This window comes from Haloarcula rubra (assembly GCF_019599465.1).
Classification (GTDB): Archaea; Halobacteriota; Halobacteria; order Halobacteriales; family Haloarculaceae; genus Haloarcula; species Haloarcula rubra.
On record NZ_RKLR01000005.1, the window covers coordinates 1 to 22643 of the forward strand.

At 56.7% G+C, this 22643-nt stretch carries 14 protein-coding genes and 2 pseudogenes; 6 read left to right on the forward strand and 10 right to left on the reverse strand.

The features are described 5' to 3' along the window. Positions 1 to 1472 precede the first annotated feature (1472 nt). Both EGH21_RS13380 and EGH21_RS13385 read left to right on the forward strand, forming a co-directional pair. A complete protein-coding gene (locus tag EGH21_RS13380; protein ID WP_220618992.1) occupies positions 1473 to 2864 on the forward strand; it encodes a sugar transferase in 1392 nt (463 codons plus the stop codon). A 144-nt stretch (positions 2865 to 3008) separates the two neighbouring features. Next, a pseudogene (locus EGH21_RS13385) lies at positions 3009 to 4409 on the forward strand (sugar transferase). Between the two features lie 454 nt (positions 4410 to 4863). Here the strand turns inward: EGH21_RS13385 and rfbB are convergent. The 5 genes and pseudogenes from rfbB to EGH21_RS13405 all read right to left on the reverse strand — a co-directional run bounded on the left by rfbB (position 4864) and on the right by EGH21_RS13405 (position 8143). Further along, a complete protein-coding gene (gene rfbB, locus EGH21_RS13390) occupies positions 4864 to 5790 on the reverse strand; it encodes a dTDP-glucose 4,6-dehydratase (RefSeq protein WP_220618993.1) in 927 nt (308 codons plus the stop codon). Between the two features lie 289 nt (positions 5791 to 6079). Next, on the reverse strand, positions 6080 to 6964 hold the full coding sequence (locus tag EGH21_RS13395; RefSeq protein ID WP_220619226.1) for an IS1595 family transposase: 885 nt from the start codon (positions 6962 to 6964) through the stop codon (positions 6080 to 6082). A gap of 118 nt (positions 6965 to 7082) precedes the next feature. Further along, positions 7083 to 7262 carry a hypothetical protein gene (locus tag EGH21_RS24700; protein WP_425433306.1) on the reverse strand — a complete coding sequence of 60 codons (180 nt, stop codon included), beginning with the start codon at positions 7260 to 7262 and terminating at the stop codon, positions 7083 to 7085. Positions 7263 to 7264: 2 nt separating this feature from the next. Further along, positions 7265 to 7612, reverse strand: a pseudogene (locus tag EGH21_RS13400) (LbetaH domain-containing protein); the annotation flags it as partial. 3 nt (positions 7613 to 7615) lie between these two features. Continuing rightward, complete coding sequence (locus EGH21_RS13405) at positions 7616 to 8143, reverse strand: glycosyltransferase family protein (RefSeq protein WP_220618994.1); 528 nt, start codon at positions 8141 to 8143, stop codon at positions 7616 to 7618. A gap of 292 nt (positions 8144 to 8435) precedes the next feature. Between EGH21_RS13405 and EGH21_RS13410 the strand changes: the two genes are divergently transcribed. The 3 genes from EGH21_RS13410 to EGH21_RS13420 all read left to right on the forward strand — a co-directional run bounded on the left by EGH21_RS13410 (position 8436) and on the right by EGH21_RS13420 (position 12916). Then, positions 8436 to 9857, forward strand: coding sequence for a DUF4330 family protein (locus EGH21_RS13410; RefSeq protein ID WP_220619227.1), 1422 nt, complete (start codon positions 8436 to 8438; stop codon positions 9855 to 9857). Positions 9858 to 9902: 45 nt separating this feature from the next. Then, positions 9903 to 10349 (forward strand): hypothetical protein, encoded by a 447-nt coding sequence (locus EGH21_RS13415; RefSeq protein ID WP_220618995.1) that lies wholly within the window; start codon positions 9903 to 9905, stop codon positions 10347 to 10349. A gap of 218 nt (positions 10350 to 10567) precedes the next feature. Then, a complete protein-coding gene (locus EGH21_RS13420) occupies positions 10568 to 12916 on the forward strand; it encodes an STT3 domain-containing protein (protein ID WP_220618996.1) in 2349 nt (782 codons plus the stop codon). Positions 12917 to 13022: 106 nt separating this feature from the next. On the opposite strand, the gene EGH21_RS13425 is transcribed toward EGH21_RS13420, so the two are convergent. The 4 genes from EGH21_RS13425 to EGH21_RS13440 form a co-directional block, all read right to left on the reverse strand. Further along, positions 13023 to 14399: a sulfatase family protein gene (locus EGH21_RS13425; RefSeq protein WP_220618997.1), complete on the reverse strand. Its 1377-nt coding sequence runs from the start codon at positions 14397 to 14399 to the stop codon at positions 13023 to 13025. A 210-nt stretch (positions 14400 to 14609) separates the two neighbouring features. Then, entirely contained in the window at positions 14610 to 16400 is a 1791-nt protein-coding gene (gene glmS, locus EGH21_RS13430; protein ID WP_220618998.1) for a glutamine--fructose-6-phosphate transaminase (isomerizing), read from the reverse strand. Next, positions 16400 to 17590 (reverse strand): bifunctional sugar-1-phosphate nucleotidylyltransferase/acetyltransferase, encoded by a 1191-nt coding sequence (gene glmU, locus EGH21_RS13435; protein WP_220618999.1) that lies wholly within the window; start codon positions 17588 to 17590, stop codon positions 16400 to 16402. Before glmU ends, glmS begins: the two co-directional genes overlap by 1 nt. Before the next feature lie 163 nt (positions 17591 to 17753). After that, positions 17754 to 18614, reverse strand: coding sequence for a CheF family chemotaxis protein (locus tag EGH21_RS13440; RefSeq protein ID WP_220619000.1), 861 nt, complete (start codon positions 18612 to 18614; stop codon positions 17754 to 17756). Between the two features lie 237 nt (positions 18615 to 18851). Between EGH21_RS13440 and EGH21_RS13445 the strand changes: the two genes are divergently transcribed. Beyond that, complete coding sequence (locus EGH21_RS13445; RefSeq protein ID WP_220619001.1) at positions 18852 to 19499, forward strand: hypothetical protein; 648 nt, start codon at positions 18852 to 18854, stop codon at positions 19497 to 19499. A gap of 190 nt (positions 19500 to 19689) precedes the next feature. Here the strand turns inward: EGH21_RS13445 and EGH21_RS13450 are convergent, their stop codons facing one another. Next, the gene (locus EGH21_RS13450) at positions 19690 to 22452 is read right to left on the reverse strand and encodes a DUF7282 domain-containing protein (RefSeq protein ID WP_220619228.1); all 2763 of its coding nucleotides are present in this window, start codon (positions 22450 to 22452) and stop codon (positions 19690 to 19692) included. Positions 22453 to 22643: the final 191 nt, after the last annotated feature.

Below are 22643 nucleotides of genomic sequence, written 5' to 3' on the forward strand. Positions count from 1 at the left end.
GTGCGCTCATTCTCCCAAACGTCTTCATTGTCCTCGTTCAACGTCTCGCTGAGGAGGTCTGCGAGTTGCATGAGCACTTCTCGCTACGGCCTCCTCGCTTCTCAAACTCGCTCAACTAGACAGTGCCGCACAGCTGGTTAGTTTACTCGTCGAGAGTAACCACCCCGGTGTTGGAGCACCGAGGTGCGTGGGTTCCGAGATACCCATGCAGGATTCCGAATCCAACTCACAAGAACGTATCGCACACAAGCAGGCGATCCAGCAATCGCACTGTAGTAGCATCGACAATAATGCTCTTAATTACCGCTGCCACAGAGACAATCGTTACGTCTCTGATTGGTTCCCTTCCGCATCATTCGATTGTAGCCAAGGCAGTGGTTCATACAGCCGCAGACCAATAGGTGACAGTCCAGTCAAGATGAGGGGAGTGAATACTGATGGTCTGTAATGCTGGCCAGTCCGATCGAGCGCGTGTCCAGCGTGCAGCCCGGTCACTTAGACTCCGTGAACCGACAGCGAGAGTTGATACCATCAGTCCGGCTAACAGTATTTACAATTGCTGGACATTAGAAGCAACGTTGTCTGAAACGGATTGTGCTACTCCTGTAGTTTACGGGGCATTAAAAGACGAGGAATTAGACCTGCGGTTAGCACAGTCAAGAAGACCTCATTTTGTAATTATCGCGACGGCCTGATTGGTTGATTCTCGTCGTCCCTCAGTGCGGTCACTTCAGAACGCGATGGAGACGACGAGACAAATCCGAGACAGTGATAGCTGAGGGATTCTCAGTAGGTCAGATGACCATGATATTACCTCCTCGTATATTTCCCTGGAAGTGAGCTTCCCGACCTCTCCGACCTCTGCTTTGGACCCGTGCCCCTGCTGGAATCAAGACGACGCCGAATGGTGTTTGCATCAGCGAGACGCGGGTACGACCTCAAAGAATCGCTGATGGATAGCTTTCTCGAAGGGCTGTATGTCTCACCTACGATACGTAATACGGACATCTCGATTCACGTCGCCTCACTGAATATCGAGGGAACATTTGATTCACTGAAGAATCGTATCGAAGGGCTTGGATGCCGACGTCAAGTATCTGCAGGAGAAACGTTGAGTCGGAGCCCGCAGGATTTGATAGGGTTTGGAAGACTATTCACTCTCTAAGACACTCTTCGGAATAGTTCGATGCAAGCGTTCGACATTCGGGACGTCACTCACCAGTCGGGTCGATAGCTCAGAAGCAAGCTCTAGGAGTTTCCATCCGGAAGATGGTTCGACAACCGCCAGTCTCATATCTGTGATCAAAATTGAACACGGACAGAATCCGCACTCTTTGAGCGTGGGCCGTCACGATTAGGGAAGAAGTCAACTGAGGCACCACTCGTCCCAAAAGATACCGACGCTAGCCATGATTTTCACTAGTGATGAAAGTGCGTAGGATTTATATTGATATTCATTCATCAGTAAGAGGATGGATAGCGGATGGCGGTACCGGTTGGTAAGCATCTCAGGTGTGGTTCTTCTCACAGCTATCACTGTTGCACTCGTCAACAACGCAACTGTGCAGTCGGGCGCGCAGGCGATGCCAGTCCTCAAGCGGTTGTCAGGCAACCCTACGACTGCGCCTGAGTTTACTATTGAGCTGTTGTTGGCTGTCAGTGTTTTTAGTGGTGCGTTCATGCCTCTCTACAAGCCACGACCCCGACGTATTCTCGACATTGTCTCGCTCACACACAAACGTATATTCGTCGCCGTATTTGCCCTGGCAACCATCGGCTACTTCGACTACAGCTACCGGTTACCACGGCTGAGCGTCTTGCTGATGACGCCGCTACTGCTCGTGGCACTGCCTGCATGGTTCGTCTGGATCCGCCAGCGGCCATCAACTAATGGAGATCGGACCATCGTCGTAGGAGACGATTTTGAGGTCATTGAGTCCGTCGCCAACGAGATCAAGGGACCACTGCTAGGCTATCTCTGCCCGACGAGTGCGATGCTAACACAGATTGAGGCACGCGCTGTCCCCGATGGCGGCGTCGAAGCACTTGGCTTGGAGCGACTGGGTGGCCTCTCACGCATTGAGGATGTTCTCGTGGAGTACGATATTGACACGGTAGTACTCGCATTTAGCCACTCCGACCGCGCGGAGTTTTTTGGTGCGCTTGACGCCTGCTACGAGCATGGTGTAGATGCCAAAGTCCACCAGAAGCATGCAGACGCAGTATTGACCGCTGACAGTCAGCAAGGGTCGTTGGTTGAAGTCGCTATCGAGCCGTGGGATTTGCAAGATTATTTAATAAAACGGGCGTTCGATGTTGTTTTCTCAGTGGCAGGGCTCGTCACGTTGACCCCCGTGATTTGTGTTATATCCGCTATAATCAAGTTAGAGGACCGGGGTCCAGTCCTGTACAGCCAAGAGCGAACGGCTGTCTTGGGCGAGACTTTCAACATCCACAAGTTCCGGACGATGGTGCCCGATAGCGGGAAGGTCGAACCGATTGAAGACGTTGAGAACGACCGAATCACCAAAGTCGGACGGCTACTTCGACAGACCCATTTTGACGAAATCCCACAACTCTGGTCGATTCTCCGTGGAGATATGAGTGTGGTGGGTCCCCGCGCCGTTTGGACGGACGAAGAGCACCTGCTGGAAGCAGAATCGGAAATGTGGCGCAAAAGATGGTTTGTCAAGCCAGGGCTAACGGGGTTGGCACAAATCCACAATGCTAACAGTACCAATCCTGAACAGAAGCTGCGATACGATCTCGAATATGTACGCAAGCAGTCTTTCCGGTTTGATTTGCAGATTGTTGCACGGCAGATCTGGAAAGTCTTTGACGATCTAATTAGTTCATTCCGCTAGATGGCTGTCGATGACGCCACTCAACAGTATCATAATACCCACCAAATGTGTGTCTATATATTTCTTTAATTTTTTATAATTCTACCATAACTACGGAGTTTATTACTATATTGTAATTAGTTAAATAATAAGTGATGATATCAATTGGCAAGTTTCGCAAGAACCACTTTTTTTGCAGTCGTAGTTACACTGGTCAACAATCCCGTCGTCCAGCTGATTGCGCAGGCATTTCCTATCATTACCCGATTAGCTGAGAATCCAGCCACCGCTCCGGAGTTTACTATCGAATTACTCCTGAATGTCGCCATCGTCACAGGTGCGTTCTTCCTGCTGTACAAGCCACGTCCCGCCGTATCCTCGATATCGTCGCATTAGCTCACAAGCGGGTACTCGTGGCTGTGTTCGCACTGGCGACTATCGGCTACTTCGGTTATACGTATCGGCTCCCGCGATTGAGTCTTCTGCTAGTGACCCCAGTATTATTGGTTGCACTACCCGCATGGCACATTTGGATCCGACGATGGCCGTCCGGAAACGGTGATCGGACCATCGTTGTCGGTGACAATCTCGAAGTCATCAATCACATTGTGTCTGAAGTGGAGGGGTCGCTGCTCGGCTATCTCTTATCTCTGTCCAACGAACGCATTCAGAAGGCGCAGTGAGGCCGCTGTTGTCCCTGACGGTGGGTTGAGATGAGGGGTTTGAATCGGCTTGGCGGTCTTTCGCGCATTGAAGACGTCCTTGTGGAGTATGACGTGGACAGGGTTGTACTGGCGTTCGACCAATCCGACCGGGCGGAGTTTTTTTTTTGACGCACTGGATGCCTGCTCTGAACACGGTGTAAACGCGAAGGTGCACCGTGATCACGAAGACTCGGTGTTAGTGAGCGAGATGAGCGTTGAGATGATCGTTAACGTAGATATCGAACCCTGGGACATGCAGGATTATATGATGAAGCGAGCGTTCGATATCGTGTTCGCCGGCGTGGGGTTGCTGGGGTTGTCCCCAGTCATTGTTGGAATCGCGGTCGCCCTAAAACTGGACGACGGTGGCTCGGTACTGTACAGCCAAGAACGGACCGCCGTGTTTGGCGAAACGTTCCCGGTGTATAAATTCCGGTCAATGGTCGAAAACGCTGAAGAGAAGATAGGTGCGAAAATCAGCGAAGAGGATAGTGGTGGCGTGGACCCGCGGGTTACGTCCGTCGGTCGGATTCTTCGACAGGCACATTTCGACGAAATTCCACAGCTATGGTCGGTGTTGCAAGGGGATATGAGCGTAGTTGGTCCGCGTCCAGAACGACCGGCGTTGGACTTGGATATTCAGACGGGAGTTGCCGCATGGCAAAAGCGGTGGTTCGTGAAACCAGGCTTGACTGGCCCTGCACAAGTGAGCGGGGTGACAGGAACAGACCCAATGGAGAAGCTTCGCTACAATATAGAATAGGTGAAATGTCAGTCGTTTCGGTACGATCTAAAGCTCGTCGTACGACAAGTTTGGCGTGTGATTGCCGATACTGCGGGTGTAGTGCGCGAATCAGAATAGCATCCGCAATACACTCGGGAGGTGCAGCCACCACGGCGATGAAGTCTTTTGATTTACTACTATCATTCAAAAAGTATCATTTCCGAAGGAGTTATTGACTACATCAATTCTGGCCCTAGGAACTAACCGAACATCTGGCGGATTATCGTCATAGTGTGATAATTTTGTTAATATAGAGGCATCAAATGCCGGTACTTGCAAATCGAAACCGCAATCGCTCGTCGTATGTACGATTGCGCGGTGTCGCTAACGGGAGCATCAGTGTGGGCTATTGTGATTACGGAGGTGCAAAAAGAAAATCCGTGTTTTTAGTGATTTGCTGACTGCGCTCGAATCATACTGTTTTTTTCTCCCAAGAGAACGTCACCATCGTGTTCAACGGAGATGAGTGGAACGTTCTCCACAATTGCCTACCACTCGGGCGGCGGGATAGGTTTCCCCTCGGCAGGCATCGTCAGTCCAAGTAGTACTCGACGGTTCGTTCGAGTCCCTCCTCGAACGAGTATTCCGGTTCCCAGCCGAGTGCTTCGATTTTCCCAGTTTCGAGTGCGTATCGCTGGTCGTGGCTGGCGCGGTCATCAACGAACTCAATCAGGTCGTCGTCCGCGCCGACAGCATCCAGAATCGCTTCGGTGACTTCGAGGTTTGTCTTTTCTGCGTGACTCCCAACATTATAGATATCTCCAACCGTCCCCTCTCGGAGGGCTACGTCGAGTGCTCGGCAGTTGTCCTCGACGTAGATCCACTCGCGGACGTTCGACCCGTCTCCGTATACAGGAAGGTTCTCACCGGCGGCGGCATTCTGGATGAATTTCGGAATGAGTTTCTCGGGGTGCTGACGGGGACCGAAGTTGTTGCAGGTGCGCGTGATGAGGACAGGGAGGTCGTGAGTCGTCTGGAAGCTCTGTGCAAAGAGGTCCGCACCTGCCTTCGTCGCCGAATAGGGGTTCCGGGGATTGAGTGGATCGTCCTCGGAGAACTTCCCATCGAGGGTCTGGCCGTACACCTCATCGGTCGAGATCTGGAGGAAGCGCTCGATATCTGCTTCGTTAGCAGCGTCGAGGAGGGTCTGAGTACCCTGAACGTTCGTCGTGACGAAGGATTTCGCACCTTCTATTGATCGATCTACGTGGGACTCCGCCGCGAAGTTGACTATTGCATCGACGTCGGAAACGAGATCCGTAACGAGATCGCGGTCGCGGATATTACCTTCGACGAACTCGTGACGTGGGTCGTCGAGAACACCATCGAGATTCTCCTTCGAACCCGCATACGTCAACGCGTCCAGCGTGATGATTTCGTCGTCTTCGTGCTCGCTGAGGACGTAATGAACGAAGTTTGACCCAATAAACCCAGCACCGCCAGTGACGAGAATTCGCATGGTATGACCGTGTTCGTAATAGCTATTTACATTATTGTCGGAATACGGTAGTATATGACCCGCCGTCGCTGCGAATGGTCTTCTGGCAAGCAATGTAGTATATGAAGGGCAGCAACGTATATGACATATCTGGGGACCTATCAGTCAACGCGACCTGCGGTCCGACATTCATTCACGCAGTTCAATCTCCGAGAATACGACTTTTTATGTGCCACGCATCGAAATATTCAGAGCCTGAAGTCCACAACAACTTTATCTGAGGCGCTCTTGTGAAGCATGTTGTTGATTTTCAGAATGCGGCGTCGAGAGCATGTTTGAGCGCTTCGTCACCTGGTTTTCTGTAGAGTTCGCAGCGGAGCTGAAAGGCTCTAAGATACGGTGTTAGCTTGTCTTTTGACACTCCTCGGTGGGGCGAGAGCCACCGTCGCGTCAGCGACGCGTGGCTCTCGCAGCTGTTGACGTGGATATCGCCGTCAGCGTATTCGCCGTCGCCGTGGACGACGTATTTGCGGGTAAATGCGTCGTCTTCTTCGAGCGAATCGTAGGCCCGAAATCCGTCCGTATAGACGGTCAGCGACTCCTCACCGTGGTTAGCAAGCAGGAGTCGAACGGTCGATTCGTTGGCGGATTTCGCTGGGACGACGTACCGATCGTCCGAGCCCCGATCGACCAGCGTGAACACCGGCGGTTTGTCCCCGTCGTACGAACCACGCCCGCGCGTAGACAGGCCACGCGAGCGCGACTCCTGGTCGCGCTCGCGGCCTTTGAGACCGGCAGACACGTACACTTCGTCGATTTCAACCGGTCCAGACAGCGTGATCGAAGGCGCGTCGAGCGCTCTGGCGAAGCGCTCGACGCGCCGTCTCACCGTCTTGTAAGAAAGATCGAGTTCCGCCTCAATCTGCCGAATACTCGTGTTGAACCGTAAAAACACGTAGATCGTGAAGAACCACTCTTTCAGCGAGAGCTTCGAGTGAGCGAAGATCGTGCCGGTCTTGTCGTTGAACGTCCGACCGCAATTCTTACACAAATACCGCTGATACACCCGATAGCTGCCGTTTCTGACCGTCAGGTCAGAACGGCAGCGGGGGCACTCAACGCCATCACGCCAGCGAACCTGTTCCAGCAGGTCCGCTGCAGCCGATCCCGACACGAATCGGCTCATTGGGAACATATCGGGCACCGCTGGCGCGGTGCCCTTGCCCTCTTCGACTTTCAGCCGCACCTCTCGCTATCAACAATCTACTTCGCAAGAGCGATCTGAGGGGAAAAGTGCCCGAAAACGCGTTGCGTTAAATCTGATAGCGATCTCGGTTTTCGAGAAAGTATTCGCGTTCGTCTTCAGGCATATCGGCGAAGCGGAGAACTTCTTGGCAGTTCAGTCCTGGACACTTCATGATGCGATTGTCTTCGAGTTCGTTCGCCGCAACGATGGAACCACAGGCCGGACAGGAGTGTGTGATGATACGCATCGTTATAGTTTAAGTTGGGAATTCTCGCCGACGACGAGTCGCCGACCCTCCGGAAGTAGTTCATCTGCACTCCTGACGTTGGCGTTCCGTCCGAGCAAGCTGTCGACGATACGGCCGTTCGCGGTGAGTTCAGAGTCGCCAATGATGACACTATTCTCAATATGAATATTCTCCAATGTGGAGTTCGCCCCAATCGATGTATACGGACCGACGTACGTTCCGCTCTTGATGATAGTGTTCTCTGCCATGGAGACCGGGCCTCGAACGACAGCCCCGTCTTCGATGACCGAGGAGTCTGCAAGCCCAATGCGTCCGTCAGTCTCCGCGCCGTCCTCGACGATGCCTTTTGTGTTTCAGTCTGCCCGACAGTAGAGAAACCGGACAGTATTGTCGAGCATCCAGATAACGAGACGATTGTCGAAATCACTGACCGCGAGTATGGATTCCGGCCAGAGATCCCGAATTTCAAAGACAAAATCAGCCCGCTTAAGTCGCGCGATAACCCAGGCGGAAACCCCGGTCAGTGGTTGCGGAGACGTAGCGACGACAACTGACGGAGACGTATACCACAATCCGACAACTATCGAGATGAACATAAACCAGACGAATTTCAAGCTTCGTCGAAGAAGGTTACCACTTGACGAGGGTGCAGTCTTCGTATAGAGAACGTCAACATCCCCACGTTGCTCACGACGGAGCAATTCGTTGTCGTAGCCATCGTACAGTTCCCCCTCTGGGTAATCCGGTGCCGATGTGAGTACAGTCACCGATACCTCTTCGCTCCACCGTCGTGAAAGTTCATCCCAGCGGATCGGTGCCGCTCCCGTTTCTGGCGGGAAGTACTGTGTTACGATGAGGACGGAATCGTCGCCATCAGGCATAGACATAGGCTTAAAATCTGGGTACTTTGCTATTACTATCTCTTATTCATCCCGCGAATCATATAATAAGAGCACTATCAATCGTACGATAAATGGTATCATCAACAACGCTTAATCGTCGGACTCTCCCTCGTTTTGGATAGAGAGTTGTTGGTCAGTTCATATCGACAACTGAAAGTCACAGCGGGCAATGGCACCGCGAACACGCCACCTGACGAAGCATTATCAACATTCGAAGAAGCGACAGAAGTACAACGAAACACCCAAAACATGTCCGATAAATGCCTACAGCATGGCAGATAGACCCTCGTCAACGCTCCTTGATGAGGATGGAAACCTCTTCGGCCTTCTCAATATCGTCGATGCACTAGTCGTACTCCTTATCATTGCAGTCGTTACAGCAGGTGCAGCCCTCGTCTTACAATCAGAACCTGAACAAAACACCCCAGATCTCACGACAACCAACGTCACGCTCGACCTCGGCACACACTCTCCCTATATCGTCTCCGAAATCAACGAAGGCGACACCTACAGTCCAGGTGGCAACGCCCAACTCACAATCACAGACGTCCATCTCACACCACAAGGTGAGCAAACACGAGTCATCCTAAGAACCACACTCCAGGGAACCCCAAACGGAGACAGCCTCACCTACGCGAGTGCCCCACCTCGCCTTAGCCGTTCACTCACTATCGCCACGAGTCGGTACAAAGTAAGCGGCCAGATACGCGACGTGGGTGGTGACAACAGCCTCACCCAGGACAAAACGACGGTCGTCCTCAGAGACACGATGGGTGCCACCAACGCCCGAGACGTCACTCCCGGTGACGAGGTCCGCCTCGCCGGACGCACCGTCGCGACTGTCGAAGATGTAACCGCGTACGCAACTGAAGACCCAAGCCAACAAACCGTCTTCATCGAAGCTACCCTCGATACCTACACCCAGAATGACAACCGTCGGTTTGGCGGCACTCAACTCCGCCGCGGGCAAACAATCACACTCCCAGCCACCGACTACACGATCAACGGTCGGATCCAGCAGGTCGGCTCCAGCCTCCAACCCACAACTACTGACGTACTCCTCCAGACAACTGTCGACGCCGAAACGGCCGACCGGATCGGCGCTGGCAATATCGCGACCGTCGCCGGCCACGAGACAGCCGAGGTCAAGATCGTTACTACCTACGCGACACAGAACCCCAACCAAAAACGCGTCTTGATTGGCCTCTCACTGACAACACTCGAAAACGGCGAACGCCAACAGTTCGGGGGTACCTACGTCCAGCGCGGGAACACTATCACGATCTCGACCGACAGCTACGAACTGTCAGGCGCCATCAAACGCGTCGACGCACTCGAACCGCGGGGCACACCCGAGACTCGGACCGTGACACTCCGGATGAGCGACGTCCGTGACGACATGGCCGATGCGATCGAACCCGGCATGACCGAAGCCAGTCGTGGTGAGACGATTGCTCGCATCACTCGCGTCAATTCAGAACCCTCGCTCATCATCACCACTGGCGACAACGGCTCTGTGAACGTCGTCGACCACCCGTTCCTGCGTGACGTTACAATCACGACCGAACTGCAGGTCCGTGAGACGACCAGCGGTGTGCAATTCAAAGGAGACTCCATCCAACAGAACTCGAGAGTCGTCATCAACCTCGGGACGATCACAATCGAAGCGACCGTCGTGAGTATCGGAGCCTAACACCGAAAACGACATACTACATCACGCCAACCAGTATTCAGTTGGATGGCTGGGGAATCCGAGTCGGCAGGCTCCATCGACACGGTTGGGGAGAAAATCAGCGAAATCACAGACGGGTCACGAATTATCCGCACTGGGCGAGCAATGGCGACTCGAACGACGAGTCTCATCCAAGAGTCGTACTGCTACCGCTGGCTCACCAAGGAACCTGACCCAGACGTCATCGTCATCGATCTCCGAGAGACGTACACTGTCGGCCCGTTCATAACCCTACTAGACAAAATCATCCCGCATGTCGAACGAGCGTGGCAACACTCGCGTGTTGGAGCAATCACCACCAATGTGTACGAACAGCTTAATGAGACAGTGTTCGAACCACTGTCCGAAACGCGGGGCTACGAGCTCGCCGTCGCCGTGTTGACACCACCAGAGCCACCAGAAGAAGAGCAGCCGTCAGCTGACGATGCAACGTCGGACGACGAAACGGCCTGAGTACTGACACTCGTCTGTTCACCAGATACTGCAGTGTATGAGAACCCGTAGAGAACCTGCTGGCAGAGAGCCACCCCAAGCCAACTAGTCCAGCCGAGACAAAAACTCCGGCAACCCCAACCTGGCAACTTCCTTCGCCGTCGAATTCACCGACACCGAGTCATGCCACACGATTGGATTCCCGGTGGGTTTATTCACTCGACAGGAAAGCATGAAGCATGAGCGAGGAGATCGGGGCACCCACGTTACTGGAGGAGCGTCCCGAGCTGGAACCTGCACTTGAGACCGTTCTTGCCGTCGACGCTGAAACCAAGGAATGGACCTTCGACGACGTCGCTATCGACTCGGGCGCATTCGGTGAACTCGTCTCACGTGGCGTCGTCGAAAAAACCGACGACGGCCAGTACCAACTTGCCAATCCCGACACAGTCAGACGAGCACTCAACGGCGAATCCACAGACGAAACCGACACAACCCCCAGTATTTCCACGCCAACGATTGCCTGGCCAACGGTCAATACGTCAGCCACCGGCATGCTCGTCGGAGCACTCGCTGTCGTTTTTGTCGCCCGTACCTACATCCTCGGCTCGATCTACCGCAACGGTGACATCGTCCTCTCGGGGAACGACCCCTACTACTACCGCTACTGGGTCGAGCAGGTGGCCGCCCAAGCTGGTGGCGCCGACCTCTCTTCGCTCGCTGTCCTCCCAGATGCAGTCACGAAGGGCGAACCGCTGATGGTCGCAACATTGTGGTGGCTCGCCGAACTCTTCGGCGGCAATCCTGACATCATTGGCCACGTGCTAGCGTGGTACCCCGTCGGATCAGCGCTCCTCTCGGCACTGCTCCTCTACGTACTTGCCGTCCGAATCACCAACGACCGACGAATCGGGATCGCCTCGGTACTCTTACTCGCGTTCATCCCGGGCCATGCATTTCGAACGAGCCTTGGATTTGCTGACCACCACGCCTTCGACTATCCGTGGCTGGGACTCACGGCATTCGCACTCGTCGTCCTCCTCACACTCGGAGAAGACGACGACACCACCTGGCTCCGAACACTGACACCATGGCTGGCCGCAGGTACACTCGGAATCGGCATCACCGGACAGGTCCTCTCCTGGGAAGCCGGCCCACTGCTAATCGCACCGGTCGGACTATCCGTACTATTGGCGACAATCGTCGACCGCCACGCAGGACGTAGTGCAACACTCCGATACATCCCCGTCGTCGTCGGAACCGGCCTCGGCGCACTGCTCACATGGTTACTCCACACCGAAGCGGGCTGGCACACATCACTCGTCGCCAGTACGCCAACACTCCTGTTCGTCGGCACCGTCGGCGTCGTCCTGACGGCAATCGCCGTCGACCAACTCGGTGGGACGGCCAAACACCTGCTCGCTGTCGACGTCGTCGCCGGCCTACTCGGATTCGGACTCGTTCGCACCGTCTTTGCCGAACAGTTCGCCGAGGCACTCGCACGCACGGACGCACTGTTCCGCACGGACGCTATCGCCGAAGTGTATGGTTTGTTCAGCACCGAATCGTTCGGCTTCCTCTTCCTGCTGGGCTTCACACTCGTCCTCGCGCTCCCAGCGATGCTGTGGGCAAGCCGCCTCGCCTCGGAGGGCCGAACTGACTGGCTCGTCGCCGCCGTCTACGCCTGGTACTTCCTCGGCCTCGCAACCATCCAGGTTCGATTCGTCGGTGAGTTCGCGACCTTCGGCGCGCTGTTTGCCGGCTATGGGTTCGTCTACCTCGCCGCTCACATCGATCTTGCCCGGCCGGTGACCACGCGACCAGCGTCGCTCGTCTCCCCGAACATCCCGGACACCAGAACGATCGGTGCGCTCGTCGCACTGTTTCTCATCGTCGGGAGCTTCGGCATGCTACAGACGCCGGTCAAGACGAGCCAGGTGATGACCGACGACGGCGCCCACGACACAGCGGTCACGATCGAAAACGACAGCGCCGAACGGGCACTCGAGTATCCGCAAAACTACGTCCTCAGTCAGTGGAGTCACAATCGGATGTACAACTACTTCGTGAACGGTGAGTCACGAAGCTACGGCTACGCTCGAAGCAACTACGCCTCATTTGCTACCACAACGGACCCACAAGGGTGGGCCAACAGCCACCAGAATCGCGTGGGCTACGTCGTCGTCACAGACGACATCCCAGTCAACGATTCGGCGGCGCTCTACACGCGACTGTACGAAAACTTCGGCTCACGGACCGACGGCGTCGCCGGAGTGGGACAGTACCATCCAGTCTACGCCAGTCCCGATGGCAGCTACAAGGCGTTCGCCATCGTCCCCGGTGCAACGATACAGGGGACGGCTGCACCAAACACGACGGTAACAGTCAGTACGACTGCCTCGGTCTCAGACACGACGTTCACGTACGACCGACAGACAGTCACCGATCAGAACGGCCGCTTTGCAGTCACTGTGGCGAACCCAGGCGAGTACGACGTGCAGACGGCCAATAGCTCGTACACCGTCTCAGTAGCAGAGACAGCCGTATATCAAGGACAGAATGTGACGGTGCAACAGAAGCAATCCTGAATGACTTCAATAGCCGAACTGGTGAATTATCAGCCACCGAGACCAGCTCGGTGACATCAAAGCACAAGTCGCCTCGAACAGTAACGACTCTGGGTACACTACTCACCTACTCGTCTTCACGGAGTTCCAGATAGCCGAGTGCCTCCAGCTGCTCTTTGTCGGGCTGATCCTTCGGCGGACGGGGCGTTTTGGTATCCCGACCGAAGAGGCGCTGAGGAATCTTCCGCTGGAGACGGGCAGCCACGCGTTGATTGGAGTCAATGACGTTCGTTTGCTCTCCAGGATCAGAGGTCAGATCATAGAGCTGTTTGTCAGACTCAGTGTGGATATACTTCCAGTCACCCGTTCTGATCGTGACCGCTGGAACATCCATCCCGGGCTGCCCTAAGGAGATAACGTCTCGCCCATCACCCTCGTACAGAGGCGTCCCGAGGAACGAATAGTCGTCTGTATCCACGTCGTGGAACGAGCAAATCGTCGGGACGAGATCCAGCAATTCACGCTGTTCCACAATAGTATCAGTGGGAGGGGTCCTGGCTGGCTTCAGAATGAGCGGAACGTGGGTCAATTCATCGTAGGGGAAATTTCGGTGGAAGAACAGACCGTGTTCGCCGAACTCTTCACCGTGATCACTCGAGAAGAGGATGTTCAAATCATCCCAGATATCCGCCTGCTCAAAACTATCGAAGAGCCTCGAGATGTGTCGGGAACAGTATCTGAGATCCGAATCGTAGCGGTCGATCATTCGTGATGTCTCAGCCTCAGAGATTGCTTCAGGCGTTTGTCCGGCTGTCTTCATCAAGCGACGGATTTCTTCGTCATCTGCCGGTTCGTCACAGTAGGCCGGGTCCGTGTCGTGAATCCCATACGGTCGGTGGGCCTCCATATAGTGAAGCCAGAGAAAGAACTCCTCGTGCTCGTTGTCCTGAATCCAGGAAATCGCTCTATCAGTGACCTCTTCAGCACTGTTATAGCCTCGAAGCCGAACGGTATCGGCGTCGCCAAACATTGCATTGTACGGTCGCTGCAGGAAATCATACACCTTGGTGAGGCGATGGTGCTGTAACCAGTCACTAACATCCGCAGCAACGCTATCGAGCTGCAGCAGCGCCTTCTGAGCTGTAGACCGTTCAGCCCCGTCTTCGAAATCATCTCGACCCAGATCCACCATCTCGTCGAATCGGAACTCACCCTGAACCATATCGATTCCAGTCTGGGTACCGATGGCGGTCGTCTGGACGCCCGCAGAGCTCAAAACGGAGGCGATGGTGGGGAATGCACCGAGATCACCGTACGAGAGATACCGTGACGTATGGAAAGAAGGGATCGAGATGCGTGTGTATGGGCCATTCGAAAACGCGTTTTCAAACGTGGTCCCTTCCGCAGTCAGCCGATCAAGGACCGGCATCGTGTCACGTTCGTAGCCATATTGTTTGAGATGATCTGCACGAAGAGAGTCAACTGTTAGTAAAACCGTCGGCATATACCTCACTCATAGATGGCTATTAATATAGATGGCTGAATCTCTGCCTCCCTGACGGGTTTGATCAGTACCTCCTATTCTGGCATAGCAGTGGTATTCGGATACGTCAATCGCAGTGGCCGGATGAGCCACGGATACTAACGTAGCCAACCATCCGGAAACGAACACATCCGCACAGACGTTCGAGAGAATGCCGGGCTTCGGCGTCACCTACTCCACAGTCACACTCTTGGCCAGATTCCGCGGCTTGTCGATGTTCCGCCCGAGCAGATTCGCGACGTGATACGACACCAGCTGGAGATGCGTGTTCGCCAACACTGCCGCAGCCCGCGGATGCGTCTCCGGTAGCTCCAACACGTGATCGGCGTACCGATCCACGTCGGACTGCCCGTCGGAAATCGCCACCACAGGTGCGTCCCGCGCTTCGACCTCCTTGACGTTCCCGACGGTCTTCCGAGCCTGTTCGCCGTCGCCGGTCACCACCGCAAACACGGGCGTGTTCTCGGTCACGAGCGCCAGCGGGCCGTGTTTCAACTCACCCGACGCGAAGCCCTCGGCGTGCTTGTAGGTAATCTCCTTCATCTTCAGCGCTCCCTCAAGCGCGACCGGGTACTGGTAGCCCCGGCCGATGAAGAAGTACGCACCCGCATCTTCGTACACTTCGGCCACGTCCTCCGCAACGGACTCGTCCAACACCCGCTGAACGTTACCCGGAAGTTCCCGCAACGCCGTAATGATCTCGCGAACGTCACCGGTGTTCGTCATCCCCAGTGCAAGCAGGTTCAGCGCCACCTGCTGAGAGGAGAACGTCTTGCTCGCAGCCACCCCGATCTCGGGGCCGGCCCGGATGTAGAAGGCGTGGTCACATTCTCGGGCAGCTGTCGACCCGACGACGTTCGTGACCGTCATCGTCCGTGCGCCGCGCTTGCGGGCCGCCCGGAGCGCAGAGAGGGTATCGGCCGTCTCACCGCTCTGGGTCACGCCCACGACCAACGCATCGCCGATTGGCGGCACTGACGTGGCGTATTCACTCGCCAGGAACGCCTGTGCGGGGATGCCGGCCTCACGGAACAACTGCGCTCCATAGAGCGCGGCGTGATACGACGTCCCGCAGGCGACGAACTGCACACCGGTCGGGGAGAGGTCACCGAGGTCCTCGATATCGACCGTGCCGGCCATCTCGTCGACACGGCCGCGGAGACACTGGCGCAACGCCCGTGGCTGTTCGTGAATCTCTTTGAGCATGTAGTGGTCGTACCCACTCTTGCCCGTCTCCTCCGGGTCCCACTCGATCGTATCCACATCCTTCTCGACGGGCTCCCCGTCGAGCGTCGTGACCGTCCAGCCTTCGGCGTCAAGTTTGGCGAACTCTCCGTCGGCGAGATAGACGACCTGATCAGTGAAGTCACGGAAGGCGGGCACGTCGCTCGCGAGGAACGTTTCACCCTCACCGAGGCCCAACACGAGTGGCGAGTCGTTACGCGCCGCATACACCGTCTCCTCGCCGGCGATGACGACAGCGACGGCGTAACTCCCCTCCAACCGAGATACAGCGTCACGAACCGCCCGTTCCGGGTCGACGCCCGCTTCGAGGGCGTCCTCGACGAGGTGTGGGACGACCTCGGTGTCGGTATCGGAGGTGAACGTATGGCCGGCGCCGACGAGTTCGTCACGCAGCGACTGGTAGTTCTCGATGATGCCGTTGTGGACGACCGCAACGTCTCCAGTACAATCCTGATGTGGATGGGCGTTCGCGTCGGTCGGCGGCCCGTGGGTACTCCAGCGCGTGTGACCGATACCGACGTCGCCGGTCAGGGCCGACCCCTCCAGCGTCTCTCGCAGGTCATCGATCTCGCCGGAGGTCTTGACGACGTCAACGCCGCCGTTGGCCATCGCGACACCGGCCGAGTCGTAGCCGCGATACTCCAGCTTCGAGAGGCCATGCACCAACGTCTCGAGCGTTGCGTCGTCACGCCCAACACAGCCGATGATCCCACACATCAGCGGGTCACCTCCACACCCTCGTCGACGTTTCCATCGACGGTCACGCCGGCATCGAGCGTGACGTTCGGCCCGACGAGCGACCCCGGCGAGAAACTCACGTCACCACGGGCACGCGCCCGGTCGGCGATGACCGCACCCAGCCGTTGATCCTCGAAAACACGCGTCCCGACCTGCACGTCAGCTGGCCCGCCAGGCACCACTGTACTGGCACCCAGGTGGACATCCTGCCCGGTGACGGTCTGCAGTAGCGTCGATCCAGCGTCGACGCGGGTATCAGCATCCAACACACTTCGCTGGACCACAGTGTTCGCGCCGACAGTGACGTTCGCACCGAGTGCGACGTCCGGTCCGACAATCGCGTCAGGGCCGACCTCACAGTCCGGGCCGATGACGACAGGGCCTTGCACCACTGCTTCGTTGTGCACGCGCGCGGAGTCATCGATCCACACCTGTTCACGACGGGCGCTTTCGACGACACGCCCACGAGCAAGCACCTCACGTGCAACGGTCAGCAGGTCCCACGGGTAGGTCGCATCGACCCACATCCCGTCGACCTCCACCCCACGGACGCGATTCGACTCGATGAGGTTCGCGAGCGTATCCGTGAGTGCAAGCTCACCCTCCTCTCGAGAGGTCTCCTCGATGGCGTCGAAGATGGCCGCCGAGAACGCGTAGACGCCGCCGTTGATGAGGCGATAATCACCCTCTCGTGGCTTCTCGACGAGGTCCGAGATGACACCGTCACGTACCTCGACGGCGCCGTAGCGGCGCGTGTCCTGTCGCTCGACGACGGCAAGAGAAGGGTCACCCGTCGTCGAGAAGGTGTCCGCAACTGCTTCGACAGTCCCGGCGTCGATGAGCCGGTCCCCATTCAAAACGAGCGTCGGTCCATCGACGGCTGACTGGGCCTGCAGGAGTGCGTGGCCGCTCCCGAGTTGCTTGTGCTGTGTGACGTAGGTGATTGGGACACCCCGATACGTCGGTCCGAAGTGGTCCTGTACCCGGTCACGCTTGTAGCCTACGACAGTCAGGAGTCGCTCGACCCCAGCCTCGACCAGCGCATCGAAAACGTGCGCCAGAATCGGCCGGTTGCCGGCCGGCAGCATCGGCTTCGGCCGGTTCCGCGTGAGCGGGCGAAGCCGCGTGCCCTCGCCGGCAGCGAGGACGACAGCCGTGTCGATTTCCATACTCGTATCAACAGGAGTGGGGATTTGAATATGGCGGGACTACTGCCGGTTTCGCGATTCGTACAGGAGCAGTGGGTACACACATCGCAGGCACTGCCTACTGCTTACTGGCTCAGTGGACGCTAGTTGCCGTCAGCAAGTTGCTCACTCGCTCCGACCCGCGCTATTGCTCCCCCATCCGGTCGCCAGCGACACGCCGTCCCTTCGTCGTCAGCGCCACCTCGGTCCGCTCGCGGACGACGCTGATGACGTCGAGTTCGATGAGGCGGTCGAAGATGGCCTCGGTCTTCTCGACGTCGATACCGACGAAGTTGGGGATATCGAACGGGGAGACGCCCGAATGAAGCGCCATGATGACGCGTTTCTCCGTCGAGGAGAGATCCAGGTCCGCACGGTTCTGTTCGGCGCTGTCTTCGAGCATCGTCCGGAGGACGGTAGCGTGGAACTCCTCGCCGGCCAGATGCGTCTCGACGCTGATGTCGCCCTCGCTGTGTTCGACCTGGATGACGGTGCGTTCCTCACCGGAGACCTGTTTGTCTTCGACGGTCAGATCGCCGATGTCGGCCCGTTCGATGTCGACAGCTTGCCCGTCTGCCAGTGCCAGCCGAAGGGCCTCGTCGGTCACCTTCAGTCGGCCTTTGGTCCACGACGCGTCCTGGACGACGCCGCCTTTCAGCGCGGGGTGTTGGGCGAGGACGACCGCGCCGTCAAGGCTCGCCCGGTAGAAGTCCGTCTGGAACACCTCATGGTCCGACGCCGCAACCAGGATGACGTCTTCGCCGACGTGGAACGCGAGGTACTCGGAGACCCCAGCACTCTGCTGGTTCACGTCGAAGCGGTCGGCGATGCGGTCTATGTCGTCGAGTGCGATCTGGCGCTTGCTGTCGCCGATGAGGACGATGCGCTCGGTCGTGAGGACGACGCGACAGTTTCGCCACTCGGCGTCGGTGAGCCGCTGACCCTGCGAGACAGCGAGCAGGTATTGGCCCTGCATGTCGGCGATTTTCTTCTCTGTGTCGCTCATACCCCGTGACCGGTCTCTATCGGTCGTTGTGAAGGGTCGTGAATATACCTTCCGCCGCCAGTGTCGATAGTGAGAACATCAAAATGGACTCTGTCGTGATCAATTGAACCAATGATTCGTAATTTGTCCCTTTAGAGCGGGTATGCAAGGACGTATAGAGGCCGGATGCATGACGGCACTGACAGATTCCAAACAGATAATACAATATCCCAGCCCGCTCAATTATATCGTAGAGTAATGACTAAGGCGTATGAAAAACTTCAGAATGGGCCACAGACTGGTATTGCTCGTTCGGAGTTGAACTATGAGGAGCGAGCGAACACCCGTGTAATCGATGTTCGGGGAACAACCGGACTCGCACAGGTAAACAACCCAGGGAAATTCACCAACGTGCTCTATTTGGAGGGTAACGAGGAGGCAGCTGCGGAGCTCTTTGCGGATGTCAATGATGATCTCATCGATGCGGTGGATCTCTCTGCTAAGAATGTCTTGCAAACGAGCCTACCACGGCCCATGTACGACCGCATCCTCGACGCATCTGGACGACGTAAAATTCGAAAATATTCAACTGTTGTCTTCGAGGGACGCGAAGATGGGACCATCTGGCTCATCGATCGAGACCGATACGAGACACGGGTCGACCGTCGCTACACCACCAGTGAAACCGAGAGCGCACGGGTTCCACCGGAAATCTCGCTGGAAGAACTATATGAACAACAGGGGTCGATAATTACAGAATCCGATATCAGATCGACTGCTATCACGGGTGATGTTCGACAAGTGCTCGACTACTATCGCGTCGCCTCCGGCTATCACTGTCGGCCGACGACTACAGAAAACAACCAGCTTGCAATCAAAAAAACGCATAACGAGGAACGACTCTGAATCGCGATCGCATATGACTACCTAACGCATAGTGGTTGTTAATTGATGAGTATCCACAGCGACAGGATTAGTTTTCACTCTGTACATCGGTTCACGCCAGTTTGCCCACAATAGAGACGCTATCTGCGGCGCTGCCGCTATCTGAGTAGCACGCGAAAGAAAAGTCGAGAGTCAGGACGGGACGGTCCCGTTAGTTGTCGCGTCGGACTGCGAGGAGCGCAGCAGCGACGAGGGCGACGAGGGCGAGGACCGCGGTGAAGCCGGGGCCACTGTCACCAGTGGTCGTCTCCTCCGTGGTCGTCTCCATCGTCGTGGCCTCTTCGGTGGTCTCCTCGGTCGTCGGCTGCTCCGTGGTCGTCTGCTCCGTGGTCGTCTGCTCCGTGGTGGTCTCCTCGCCGGAGACAATCGTCACGGCAGCAGAGTCAGTCACGGCGGAGCCGTTGGCCGTGTACGGGCCGTCGTTGTCCGGGAAGTCGTAGGTCTGGTCACCGTCAGTGTCGAGGTGCGGCATCGCAACCGCCGTGAAGTCCTCGGACTGCGTGGTGTCCAGGGTGACCTCGACGTCCTCGTGGCTGCCAGCTTCGAGGTAGCTGGAGGCACCGATGACGTCGCCCGTTGCGGAGCCGTTGTGGATGGCGATGAAGCCGCCCTGCGACAGCGTTGCGCTGTCGACGACGACCGTCTCACCGTTGGACTCCTGATCGCTGATGCTCACGGACGCGGACGGAGCGGCACCGATGGTGCCGTCAATCTCGTCGTCCGAGATAGCAGTCGAGGCAGTGAAGTTCGTGCCCGGGCTGTTCTCGCTGAAGTCAGCGACCGCAGTGAAGCTACCGTCCGCCTGAACGTAGGCAGTCGGCTGCTTCAGGAACGGACTGGCATCAGACTGGCTGCTAATCTTGACCGTGACTTCCGTCCCGGGTGCGACGTTGGTCGTACCGGGGATTTCCTGACCGCTCGCGGCCTGGACCGTGATGTCCTGGTCACCATTGAGCGTCGAGTCAGGCTCCTCGAAGGTGAACGTGTCGTTCACTGCGACAGTGTCTTCGGAGAGATCAGACTCCTCGCTCACGGTGAAGTTAGCCACGTACTCGTCGCCGTCCTTGACAGCGCTGAGGTCGCCATCGGCGCTGTTGACCGAGTCGGTGTCAATGGCAACGAAGTGCGTGTCGTTAGCTTCGTCGTAGATAACTGCAACATCCTCGGTTGTAATATCGTTGATGTTGAAGTCATCTCCGGCACTGTTCGCACCGGGGTTGGCTTCCTCCAGCGTGAGCTGGAAGATACCGTCCTCCGTACCCGAAACGGACTTATAGGCCTCAGCGTCGCCCCCTTCAGATTCGAATGCTCCTTCGAGACCCGACGCCTCAACCTGCACGACGAGCGTGTCGTCAAAGGCGACGGTGTCGGACTGCGTCAGGTTGTCGTTAGCAGCGAGCTCGTAGACTGCCGCGACGTCGTCGTCGTCAGCGGCATCGCTGATATCGCTGAACGTGTCGTCTGGGGCAGTCCAGACCTGTGCGTTCTCGGTCGAACGCTCCTGCAGGTCCAGCGTTGCGACGTCCTGACTGTCGTCAACGACGCCGTTCGAGAGGGCACTCGATCCGGCACCAGCAGTAACGTTCATGGAGTAGGACGACGCGTCAAGGATATCGTTACCGGCTGGTGGTCCGTTGAACGTAGCGGTTTCACCATCACCAGCGATTTCGACGTCGTCGTCGTCGTTGACGGTGTCAATGACACTGCTCGGGCTGCCGCTCGCCGCGAGGAAGGTGTTGAACGTGACGACAACTTCACCGTCACCGTTACCGTCCTCAACGTCGAGAGTCATCTGGTAACCGTCGTCGTTACGGTTACCGATCGTTGCGGTTGCTTCGTCGGTATTTTCGAGCTCGATTGGGATGCGTGCGATGTCACCACGCTCTTCGGAGACGACGGACTCACCGAAGGAGGCTTCGGCGTCGCCAACCGAGACGACTTCGAACTCATCCGTGGTGGACGTGATACCGGTTCCAACGTCGGTCACTTCGACCGTGTAGTTGTCCGGATCAACGTCCGAGAAGCTGATAGTTGCTTCACCATCGGAGTCGATAGTGGCCGTGGTGTCGGCGTCGACGTTCCCGTTCGCGTCGATGAGTTCAGCGTCGACGTCCCGGCCGATAGAGCTCGCTTCGACCGTCACTTCGACGTCTTCGTCCTCGTCGAACGTGCTCTCAACAGCAGTCGCCGAGAAGCCGAGGTCTTCGACGGAGAGCGTCGCGTTCGTGTCACCGTAGTTGGCGTCGCCGCTGGTCTGGATATTGTAGTCGCCGAGTTCCAGGTTGCCCGTGCCCAGAACGTAGACGAAGTCGCCGCCAGTCCCACGCGTCCGGCTGACACTGTGGTCTTCGGACGGCTCAGATACGATGTCGAACTCGGTATCAGGCTGTCCCTGGATGACGACGTTGGCACCACGGAACTCTTCGTTGCTACTGTCACCATCAGCGAGGTCAACAGTGGTCGGAGCGTAGATCGCATCGAAGTCCTCCTCGGAGTCGATGGCGACAGCCGGGTCGCTCGTGTCAGAGACTCCGCTGAAGCTCACGTTCTCGATACGCTGGACCTCTGTATCGGTGGCGATGACGAGCTGGTCACCGTTGAGGTAATAGTCTTGTCCCTCGGTGCCGAAGTCAACGTCCTGCTCCGAACCATCGGTCTTACCAATGGTGACGGTGGCCGGAGAGCCAGTAACCTGGACATCTTGATCGAACTGTACTTCTAGGACCGGGTCGCCTTCGCTAACATCTGTCAGCACGCTAGCTGCGGCATTCCCAGCCCCATAATGGACTGCTTGGTCAACCGTAGGCTCGTCCGCTGCAGCGGCACCGGCGAACGCGGTGCTCATCGCGAACACCGAGAACACCATCAGCGCTGTCAGGAACAGGCTACGGATTTTTTCGTTTGTATCTGTCATAGTTTGTTGGTTGCTATCGGGCGGCGTCAGCCGTTTTCCACGTGGTCGGAACGCAGTCACCGTGACCGCGCGTAGACCGAACCGGTGTACTCACTTCTGGCGCCATGGGTAGGGGTACGGACCATTCTTTTGGTGGGTATGGTAAATGCTTTGTGTCTCTGAAAGCCATCTATGTCAACACAACACAAACC